This is a genomic window from Phenylobacterium sp. (assembly GCF_037189685.1).
Lineage (GTDB): Bacteria > Pseudomonadota > Alphaproteobacteria > Caulobacterales > Caulobacteraceae > Phenylobacterium.
This window is the reverse complement of sequence record NZ_JBBCIT010000013.1, coordinates 216,353-227,099: the sequence shown is the minus strand read 5'-3', so window position 1 is coordinate 227,099 and position 10,747 is coordinate 216,353. Positions and strand designations below refer to the sequence as shown.

Genomic DNA, 10,747 nt, shown 5'->3' with positions numbered 1-10,747 from the left:
CGCCTGACCAACGTGCACGCGGTGGACGGGGCGGTGTCGATCTACATCGACGGCCTGTTCACGACCTCGACGGTGCTGGCCGGCGGCCCGCCGCTGGACGTGGAGCGGGTCGAGATCCTGCGCGGGCCCCAGGGCACGCTCTATGGCCGCAACGCCATCGGCGGCACCGTCAACGTGATCTCGGTCCGGCCCACCGACGACTTCTACGCCGAGGTCCGGGCCATCGCCGAGAACTACAGCTTCACCAACTTCCAGGCGGCCGTCTCCGGCCCCATCACCGAAAACCTCCGCGCCCGCATCTCGGGCTACAAGCTCGACCAGCGGAAGGGCTACTACAAGAACGTCAACGACGGCCAACCTTCGGAAGGCAGCAAGCGCGACGAGTACCAGGTCCAGGCCCAGATCGAGGCCGACCTGGGCGAGAACGCCGACCTGTGGGTCTCGTACAAGACCCTGGTCTGGCACAACCGCGGCGGCCCCGGCGCCCGCGCCGGCTACCTGAACGGCCCCTACGAGACCGGCCGGCTCGACCCCAACTTCTCGATCGTCTTCAACTCGGCCCACGGCTACACGACCGAGACCGGCGTCAACGGCATCGTCCCCGGCAGCCTGCTCCAGTTCAACGGCTCGACGACCACGTCGAACCCCGCGCTGAACGACAACCGCACGTTCAACAGCAACATCCCCCAGCGGGTGCGCCTGCGCGACGTCAACTCGCTGACGGCCAACTTCGTCTACCACGCCCCCACGGTGGACATCCGGTACGTGGGCGGCTTCCAGGAGTACAAGTACGACCTCTATGGCGACACCGACGCCACCAGCGTCCGCTCGTTCCAGATCCCCCTGGCGCCCGGCTCGATCTGCGGCACCATCGGGGGCCTGTTCGCCGCCGGCGTCTCGCCGGTCAACTGCCAGCCGCTGACCGTCAACGCCAACAACGGCTACCACTATTTCGAGTACCCCAAGTGGTACAGCCACGAGCTGAACATCTCGTCCACCCATGACGGCCCGGTCCAGTGGATCGTCGGCGCCTTCTACTTCAACGAGAAGTACACCGGCACCGGCAGCACCGCCGACTTCTTCCTGGTCGGCCCCTCCAGCCTCCAGACCCCCATCCTCGGCGCCGCGCCCAACCCCGGCGGCACATGGTCGACCGGCAACTACGCCCTGACCACCCGGAGCAAGGCCCTCTTCGGCCAAGTGGACTGGCAGGCCACCGAGACCCTGAAGGTCACGGCCGGCCTCCGCTACACCAAGGATCGGAAGTTCGGCCAGGAGTTCCGCCGCGTCGTCTGCAACTCCGACGCCTGCTATCCGAGCCTCTATCCCGCCCTGGGCCTGAGCGGCTTCGGCCCCGGCACGGCGAACAACTGGGGCAGCCTGCTGGGCAACCTGAACGCCCTGGCGCAGCTCGCCCCCGTGCTGGGCATCCCGGCGCTGGCCGGCCTCAACGGCCTGGGCAACGGGGCCATGGACCTCACCGACGCCCTGGCGCCCAAGAGCACCGACGGGCTGATCGAAGGGGTCGCCACCCCCTCGGTCTGCACCGCCGGCGTCTGCCGCCAGTATGTGATCAACCCGGCGACCGGCGTCGCCAGCCGGCAGCTCGACGACACCTCGGACGCCATCACCGGCACGGCGGGCCTCCAGTGGGAGCCGGATCCGGACACCATGGCCTATGCCCGCTACAGCCGCGGCTACAAGGCCTTCGGCTTCTCGGCCGGCGGCTTCCTCGCGGCGCCCAAGGCGGACGAAGAGATCGTCAACTCGTACGAGCTGGGCCTGAAGAAGAACTTCGGCTCCAACCTCCAGTTCAACCTGGCGCTCTTCTACCTCGACTACCGCGACCTGCAGGCGCCTGTCGCCGTGCGCGTCGGCGCCACCAACGTCACCCAGTTCGTGAACATCGACAAATCCGTGTCCAAGGGCGTCGAGTTCAGCACGATCTGGCAGCCGGTCCGGCCGCTGCGCCTCTCTCTCGACTACGGGTACAATCCCAGCAAGATCAAGAAGAGCCCGCTGCTGGTCGACGTGAACGACAACATCACCACGGGCGCGGTCAGCGTCGTGGGCAACTCCCTGCCCCAGGCGCCCAAGCACAAGCTGGCGCTGAACGGCCTCTACACCTTCGATATGGAACCGGGGAGCCTGACCCTGGGCGCCACCTACCTCTACCGGTCGAAGTCCTACGCCAACGTCTTCGAACGCGACTACAACTCGGCCCCGTCGTGGGATCAGGTGGACCTGCGGGCCATCTGGGCGCCCACCGGCGGCAAGTACACGGTCATCGCCTACGTGAAGAACGTTCTGGACGACGACGGCTACGCCGCCGCCATCCAGGCCTCGCAGCGGAACAACAGCGCCACGGTGCCGTCCGACCGCTTCCCCAACGGGGCCCAGGTGTACGAACTCACTCCGCCGCGCACCTACGGCGTGGAGCTCCAGTACCGCTTCTGACCGGCGCAAGCCCGGCAGGCCCGTCGTTCGGGGCTGCCGGGCCAACCGGCGCAAGAAGACGGCCGACACACGAAGGGCCGGCGGAGCGATCTGCCGGCCCTTTCGTCTGGCGCAGCGTCAACCGGCCGTCGGCAGCCGGATCTCGGCGCGCGCCCCGCGTCCGCCGAGCCCAGACGCCCAGCGAACCTCGCCCCCATGCCGGGCGGCCCGGTCGCTCAGCCCGCCCAGGCCGGCGCCCCGCGCCACGGACGCCGGATCGAAGCCCACCCCGTCGTCCTCGACCGTCACCGTCAGCCGCCCCTCCGCCACCGACAGCGCCACCCGCACCACCGAGGCGCCGGCGTGCTTCAGGATGTTGTTCGTGATCTCGCGCAGCATGGCCCGCAGGGACTGGGCCACCTTGGAGTCCAACTCGGCCCTCGGCGTGGCCTCCGGCGGCCAATCCAGCTCGATCCCGCGCGCGCCCAGCCGTTCGGCCATCTCCTTGCGGCTGCCGGCCAGGGTCTCGGCCAGGCCCGCGTCGTCGCCGGCGGGCTCGGTGACGATGCTGCGCAGGTCGGCCAGGGTCTCGCGGATGTACCGGTCCTTGCGCTCGCCGTCACGGCTGTGCAGGGCGCTGAGCAGCGTGGCCCCCAGGTTGTCGTGGATGTCCCCGGCGATCCGCTGGCGCTCGACGATCACCCCGCGTTCGTAGGCGCGACGGCTCTCGACCACGAACCGCAACATGTCGGCCAGGCCCTGCGTCTGGGCGATGTCGGCCGGCGAGAACAGCGAACGCCCGCCGTGAGCGTAGGCCAGCCGCAACGACGGCAAACCTTCCATCGCCGGCGTCACGAGCGCGAGGCCGTCGGCCTCCAGCCGGGGCGCCTCGACCGGGGCGGCCGGCTCCAGGCTCAGGGGATCGAAACGCGACTTGAGCACGGCGGCCCAGCGCGCCGCCTGTTCTTCGGGCGAGGCGGTCAGACCGATCTGGACCACGCCCTCGAACAGCGCCCGTTCGTCACGAGGCCGGCGGCGCAGGATACGCTCCGCGATCCAGCCCCTGGCCGGCAGCCAGATGAGACCGCAGATCAGAAGCGCCAGCGAAAGGCTGACCTCGGCGGAGAAACGGAGGCCGGCAAGAAACAGGAGGTCCAGCGCCACAAGCAGGACGAGGCCCAGGGTCCAGGCCACGATGCGCACCCACCACTCGCCCAGCTCGAACAGCCGGTAGCGCATGATCCCGACCGCGAGGCCGGCGTAGATCAGGATGAACAACAGGAAGCCGAAGGGTTCGGCCGCCGAAGTGTCGACGTCGAACATCTGCGGCGCGAGGATGGTCAGGCAGAAGGCCGCCGCCACCACCACCCATGAGAGCAGGAACCAGCTCAGCGCCGCACGCGCGAGCGGATCGCGCCGCGTCTTGCGCCAGTGGATCCCGGCCAGCACGAACGTGCCCGCCAGCGCGCACATCACGTGGAACCGGCGCGCGAAGGTCAGATCGGGGAACCAGCCCAGCGCCTGGGCCGCGTACCAGGCCAGGACGGCCCCGACCACCGCCACGCCCACCCAGCGCGGCGCGAGCTGGCGCGGATAGTAGAGCAGGAGCGAGAACAGGGCCGCGGCGAACAGGCTGCCACCCAGGAAGTTCAGGCCATTGATGAGATAGAAGGACAGCTCGGGGAGACCGAGTTCCCGGCTCGTGTAGATCGGGCCTATCGGCGCACAGATGAGCATGCCGAAACCGCTCAGCAGGACATAGCGCGCCGCCGCCTCACGGGGGCGGAACACGAAGATCGCGGCAGCGACCAGCCCTGAGACGGCGCCGACCACGGCTCCGATCCAGAAGTCCGCGCCCAGAGTGGTGACGGGCCGGCTCGGCGCAGGCCGGAGAGTCCAGTCGCGCCCGGAAGTGTCGGTGAAGGTGATCTCGGGCTGGCGCTGCATCGAGGCGAACCGCCCCTGGCGCGACATGAACCGCTGGAAATCCGCGAACGGGCCGAAGACACCATCGACCTGGCCCGTGAGGTCGAGCCGCTCGAAGGTCAGTTCGTCGCCCCCGGCGCGCACGCGGGTCATCACCACGCCGACAGGTACGTCCGAGGCCGGCCCTGCGGCCGAACGCACCACCATGCCGCCCGCCCCGGCGTCCCAGCCCAGGCCGAGGCCGAGCCAGGGCTGACTGACCGAGAAGCTGATCGCCCCGCCGATCACCGCCGCCACGGCCACGACGGCGAGGACCAGCAGCCGCAGCGGCGCCGCCACGCGGCCGACAGGCCCCGCCCCGGGCGTCGCAATGCTTGCGTCCATCCTGTCCAAACCCCCGGGACGGACGACGCCCCCGGCCACTCCCTCGGCCACGCCCCCCTGGACTTTCTTAGGGGAATCATTGGCCTGGGCGCCATCCGATATTAACTTCGACGTCAGAAACGTGGAGCGCGGCGACTCCCCGATGGTGCAGAGCGGCGAAGGCCAGGGCGGCTTGGGCCAGGGCGGCTTGGGCCAGGACGGTTCAGGTCAGGATGGGGGTGCGCGTCCCGAGGCGCCCGCCGAGCGCGGCTGCCTGATCGTCGAGGACCGCGCCGATACCCGCGAGTGGCTGGCGGGTCTTGTCGCCCAGGCCTTCCCCGACATGACCGTCGTCACGGCCGCCAGCCTGCGCGAGGCGCGGCGCCGGATCGAGGATCACAGGACCGCACCCCGTTGGCGCCTGACCCTGGCCATCATCGATCTGGGACTGCCCGACGGGTCGGGCACGGAACTGGTGCGAGAGATCGCCGAAGGCTTTCCCGAAGCCCAGCCGGTCGTCGCGACCATCTATGACGACGACCTGCACCTCTTCGACTCGCTGGCCGCCGGCGCCCGGGGCTACATCCTCAAGCAGGACGATCCCGACCAGGTGGCCGCCTGCCTTCGGCGGATCGACGGCGGCGAGCCGCCGCTGTCGCCGTCCATCGCGCGCCGGATCCTTGAGCGCTTCCGCCCCCGGCCGGACATCAAGCCCGACGCGCGGCCCGCGGACGAGGCCAGGCTCAGCCCGCGCGAGACCGAGGTTCTGACTCTGCTGGCCAGAGGCATGTCCGGTCCCGAAGCGGCCAGGGCCATCGGCCTGAAACCCCAGACGGTCGCCGGATATGTGAAGGTGATCTACCAGAAGCTCCACGTCACCAGCCGCGCCGAGGCCGTCCTGGCCGCAGCCCAGAGGGGCCTCACCTGAGCCCTCCTGATCGCCCGGAACACCGCTCCGAAGCTGGCCTCCGGAATGACAACATCTCCAGTTTTGATCGACCGGTACGTAAGGGTTCACATTTCCACGTTCGCCTATCCCTGTGCGCAAAAGGGTTCGAAGACCGTCGTTCGATTTTGTCCGGGCATTTCGAAAATGCGGTCTTTTCGCCACAGTCGGAAAAAACCGTCTTGCGAACGCTGTAAGTTATCACTGATGAGTTGACCTTGGCGGCGAGGCGGACTGAGGGTCCGGCCCCCAGGGCGCCTCCCCGCGCCCGTTCCGAAAACTCGATCAGAACACGAGGCCCGCGGTCCGACCGCGCGTGCCTTGGGAGGACCATATGTCTCGTAGAATCCCGCCCGCTCGGGCGATCCTCGTCGCCGGCGCGTCGTTCGCCGCCCTGGCCGCCGCCGCTCAGCCCGCGCTGGCCCAGGAAGCGACCCTCGAAGAACTGGTCGTGACGGCGGAGAAGCGCGAGCAGTCGCTCCAGGACATCCCCGTCGCCGTGTCGGCCTTCACGTCTGCGCGCCGCGACATCGCCGGCATCACCGGCATCCAGGACTTCGTGAACTTCACGCCCGGGATGAACTACTCCGGCACCGACCGCGTCAGCCTCCGCGGCGCCGGCCGCAACACCTTCTACATCGGCAACGACCCCGGGGTGGCGTCCTACTCGGACGGCTTCTACTCGGCCTCGTCATCCGAACTGTTCAAGACCCCGCTGTTCATCGAGCGGACCGAGATTCTGCGGGGACCGCAGGGCACACTGTACGGCCGCAACGCCATCGGCGGCGCGATCAACCAGATCTCGAAGCGTCCGAGCCACGAGTTCGGCGGCGAGGTCCGCGCCAGCTACGGCAACTACGACCGCACCAGGATCGAAGCCGTCGTCTCCCTGCCGGTGGCCGACAACCTGCGCTTCAAGGTGGGCGGCAGCCAGGACCACCAGCGCGACGGCTTCATCAAGAACATCGGGACTGCGAACGACGGCGCCACCATCAAGCGCACCTACTTCGAGTTCCAGATGGAGGCCGAGCCCACCGAGCGGCTGGATATCTTCGTCCGCTACAACCGCTCGTCCTGGGACGACACCATGGGCGTGGGCGACCGCCTGTCGAACCTGGTCACGCCCTATGACACCACGCGCGTGTTCGGCCTGATCGGCCAGCTCCAGGTGAACCCCCAGTTCGGTTACACGACCCCGAACCCGGGTGTCGAAGACCCCTATGTGATGAACACCAACACGGACGGCTACGGCCAACTCCGCGGCAATCACGTCCTGACGACGACGATCACCTATGACCTGGGCTTCGCCGACCTGAAGTACACGGGCGGCTTCCAGCAGTACAACTACCAGACCGGCGGCGACTACGACGGCACCAGCCGCACCCAGCCGATCCTGGGCGTCCTGGCCGTGCCGTACTTCCCGACCCAGACCACCGACTTCAACGAGAAGAAGCGCTACTACTCCAACGAGATCAACCTGACCTCGAACGGCGACGGCCCGCTGCGCTGGATTCTCGGCGTCTACCAGTATGAGGAAGAGTACCGTCAGCGCATCCAGCTCGGGAACCCGAACCAGGCCTCCCTGGCCACGCCGCTGACCCTGACCGGCGCGCCTGCCGCTCCGAATCCTCTCCGCAACTTCGCCGACACCCAGGCGACCCTGAACTCGAAGGCCTTCGCCGTGTTCGGCCAGGCGACCTACGAATTCAACGAGCAGTTCGCCCTGACCACCGGCCTGCGCTACACCAAGGACAAGAAGAGCGGCTCCGAGTTCCAGCGGCTGATCATCCAGTCGCCGGCCATCGCGGGCGGCGCGGCGGCGTTCGACGTCTCCACCGACATGGACCCGCTCACGCCGGGCGTGCAGAACTTCCGCAACCTCAAGAACAGCTGGGACGCCGTCACCGGCGTCGTGAACCTCGACTGGACGCCCGACGCCGATACGCTGGCCTATGCGAAGTACAGCCGCGGCTACAAGTCGGGCGGCTTCCTGCTGGGCACCCTGTCGCCTCAGCCCGAGGCCGACCAGGAGCAGGTCGATGCGTTCGAAATCGGCCTCAAGAAGACCTTCGCCGGCCGCTTCCAGCTGAACGCCGCGGCCTTCTACAACGAGTACAAGGATCTGCAGCTCAACCTGTCGCAGCTCAACCCGGCCGGCACCGCCGCGGCGAACAACTTCGTCAACGTGAACGCCGAGGCCTATGGCCTGGAGCTGGAGGCCATCTGGCGTCCGATCCGCGCCCTCGACCTCTCGGCCAGCTACGGCTACCTGCACACCGAGATCACCAAGGGCTGCTGCTTCTACGACCCCGCGGATCCTGGCGCTCTGGACCCGCGCGCCACGCCGTCCGGCGGCTCGGTGCTTTCGAACGGCACGCTGCTGGTGTTCCAGACGCTGGAAGGCTCGCGCATCTACCAGTCGCCGAAGCACAAGTTCGCCGGGAACGCGAACTACACGTTCAACTTCGACGCGGGCTCGCTGATCCTGTCGGCCACCTACACCTGGACCGACGAGACCTACTATCAGCCGTTCAAGAGCGACGCGAACAAGGTCAAGGCCTACGACGTCACCGACTTCCGCGTCCTGTGGAACGACGGCGCCGACCGCTACACGGTGATCGGCTTCGTGAAGAACGCCTTCGACCAGAAGGGCTTCACCTCCAACGGGTCCACCACCCCGACGGCGATCTTCGACAACCCGAACCCGGGTGTGGCGTCGATCGTCCAGACGCGCACCGCCATCACCCGCGGCCTGATCCAGCCGCGGACCTACGGCGTGGAACTGCAGTACCGCTTCTAGGACGCCGTTCCTGCCGAGCGCCGGCCTTACGCGGCGGCGGCCCCCAGGGTCCGCCGCCGTTTTTGCATGACGTCGCCGAAGTGGCGCGACAGGCGGCAGGCTGCGCCCGCGCACATCCCAGAATTGCAAATTCTATCGGGAAAGCGTCCGGACTTAACTTCTGTGCAAGCCGTAGACCACAAAATGGGTACCTGAGGTTCCTCCAGTACCAACGGCCCATGTCCCTGCCAGAGTTCATTTCCGACCGCATCGCCGCCGAAGTCCGGCAACAGATGGAAGGCGTCCTGGCCCTGACCGGCCAACTCGCCCGCCAGCGGCTGACGCCGGATGGCGAGGCTTGTGTCGCCAGTGTGACCGAGGCCGCCGAGGGCCTGCTTCGCATCATGACCGCCGCCGCGGACCTCAGGGCCACCATCACTCCGGGACCGAGGAGCGTGCCGGAGCCGGTCGTCCTGCGCGAGGTGATGGACGAGGTGCAGCAGCGCTGGGAGCCGCGGGCCGCCGAGGCCGGCGTCACCCTCCTCGTCTCGTTCAGCGGCGAACCCGACGCGGCGGCGCTGGCCGACCGCCGCCGCCTGATCCAGATTTTCGACGGCTTCATCGGCGAAGCGGTCGGCGCCCAGGGGCGCGGCGCCGTCGAGGCCGGGCTCAGCGCCTTCGCCGGACCGGACGGGGTCGTGATCGAGGGCCGGGTGCGCGGACCACGGGACACCGGGTGGGACGACCAGGATGTCGAGGCCCGGGTCCGCAGCATCGATGAACGGCTGGGCCTCGAAGTGGCTTTGGGCGCGCTGCTCGCGCGGAGCGCCCTGGGCGACATGGGCGGGGAGCTGCATCGCGAGGCCAATGCCGGCGCCTCCGATACCGCCGCCTTCACACTGCGACTCGACGCCGTACCCGAAAGCGCGCCCGCCGCCGCCGAATTGGCCGAGGACGCCGGGCGCGCGGCCCACATCCTCGTGGTCGACGACAACGCCACCAACCGGATGGTCGCCCAATCGCTCGTCGAGATGTTCGACTGCACCAGCGAGGCCGCGGAGGACGGCGAGGAAGCCGTGGAGGCCGCGCGCAGCGGCCGCTTCGACCTGATCCTCATGGACATCCGCATGCCGCGCATGGACGGCGTGGCCGCCACCCGCGCCATCCGCGCCCTGCCCGGCCGCATCGGCGCCACGCCCATCATCGCGCTCACGGCCAACGCCGACCCGGAGGACGCCGAGGCCTATCTCGCCGCGGGCATGAACGGGGTGGTGGAGAAGCCGATGAAGCCGGAACACCTGCTCCAGGCGCTCCAGGCGGCGCTGGACCCGGGCGGCGCGGCCGCCGCCGCCTGAACGACCGTTTCACCTGCAACTTTTTTGCGAGGGAGCGGCCTATTGCGCCCCCCTGCGCAATCCCTTAGTGGCCGGGCTCCTGTTTCGGGGGAGATTTATGTCCGCGCCCAAGTCCGAGGCCGCGCCGTCCCTGGAGAGCGTGCGCCAGCGCATCGATGCGCTGGACGGCGAACTCCTGCGCCTGCTGGACGAACGGGCAAGCCTGGCGCGGATCGTGGCCGCGGCGAAGCACGCCCGCGGGGAAGGCGATCGGTTCGCGCTGCGCCCGGCCCGCGAAACCGAGATCCTGCGCCGTCTGCTGTCCGACGACCGCCAGGCGGCGAGTCCGGGCCTCGTCGTCCGGGTGTGGCGCGAGATGATCGGCGACAGCCTTTCGGTCCAGGGGCCGTTCCACATCAATGTCTGGGGCGGGCGTGACCCCGGACGCGTCGTGGAACTGGCGCGCCATCGCTTCGGGGCCGCGCCGCCGCTGCGCCAGTTCGCCAAGGCCGAGGACACGATCGCCGCGGCGCGGGAGCCCGGCGGCGTGGCGGTCTGCGCCCTTACGCAGGACAACGCCTGGTGGGCCCGCCTGCTCGCCGAGCCACGGCTCAAGGTCTTCGCCGCCCTGCCCTGCCTTGCCGCCTGGGGTCCGATGTCGGCCCTCGCCGTCGCCGCCGTGGAGGTGGAGCCGACCGGCGACGACCGCACCTTCTGGGTCACCGATGCGCCGGGGTCCGCCGCCGCCGTGGAAGAGACGCTGAGCCGCGACGGCGTGGCCGGCGAGCTCGTGGCCGAGGCCGGCGGACTGAAGCTGTTCATGCTGGCGGGGTATTATCAGGCCGACGACGCACGCCTCGCACGGGCGCCCGGCCGCCTGTCCGGGATTATTGGGGCTGCACCCGCGCCGTTGGACGTGTAAACCAGCCGAACTGGTTTCATTTGCAACGAACTCACGTGACC

The 10,747-nt window shown here is 68.9% G+C and carries 6 protein-coding genes; 5 read left to right on the top strand and 1 reads right to left on the bottom strand.

Features of this window, described 5'->3' with window-relative positions:
- Positions 1-2,457, top strand: a 2,457-nt coding sequence (locus WG212_RS10065) for a TonB-dependent receptor (RefSeq protein WP_337186956.1), incomplete at its 5' end; no start/stop codon positions are given.
- 117 nt (positions 2,458-2,574) lie between these two features.
- On the opposite strand, the gene WG212_RS10060 is transcribed toward WG212_RS10065, so the two are convergent.
- Positions 2,575-4,746, bottom strand: a complete 2,172-nt coding sequence (locus tag WG212_RS10060) for an ATP-binding protein (protein ID WP_337186955.1) — start codon at positions 4,744-4,746, stop codon at positions 2,575-2,577.
- 142 nt (positions 4,747-4,888) lie between these two features.
- Here WG212_RS10060 and WG212_RS10055 point away from each other — a divergent pair, with 142 nt between their 5' ends.
- The 4 genes from WG212_RS10055 to WG212_RS10040 all read left to right on the top strand — a co-directional run bounded on the left by WG212_RS10055 (position 4,889) and on the right by WG212_RS10040 (position 10,706).
- A complete protein-coding gene (locus WG212_RS10055) occupies positions 4,889-5,653 on the top strand; it encodes a response regulator transcription factor (protein WP_337186954.1) in 765 nt (254 codons plus the stop codon).
- Between the two features lie 352 nt (positions 5,654-6,005).
- Positions 6,006-8,471, top strand: a complete 2,466-nt coding sequence (locus WG212_RS10050; RefSeq protein ID WP_337186953.1) for a TonB-dependent receptor — start codon at positions 6,006-6,008, stop codon at positions 8,469-8,471.
- 218 nt (positions 8,472-8,689) lie between these two features.
- Complete coding sequence (locus tag WG212_RS10045) at positions 8,690-9,805, top strand: response regulator (RefSeq protein WP_337186952.1); 1,116 nt, start codon at positions 8,690-8,692, stop codon at positions 9,803-9,805.
- A gap of 97 nt (positions 9,806-9,902) precedes the next feature.
- Positions 9,903-10,706 carry a chorismate mutase gene (locus tag WG212_RS10040; protein WP_337186951.1) on the top strand — a complete coding sequence of 268 codons (804 nt, stop codon included), beginning with the start codon at positions 9,903-9,905 and terminating at the stop codon, positions 10,704-10,706.
- Positions 10,707-10,747 lie beyond the last annotated feature (41 nt).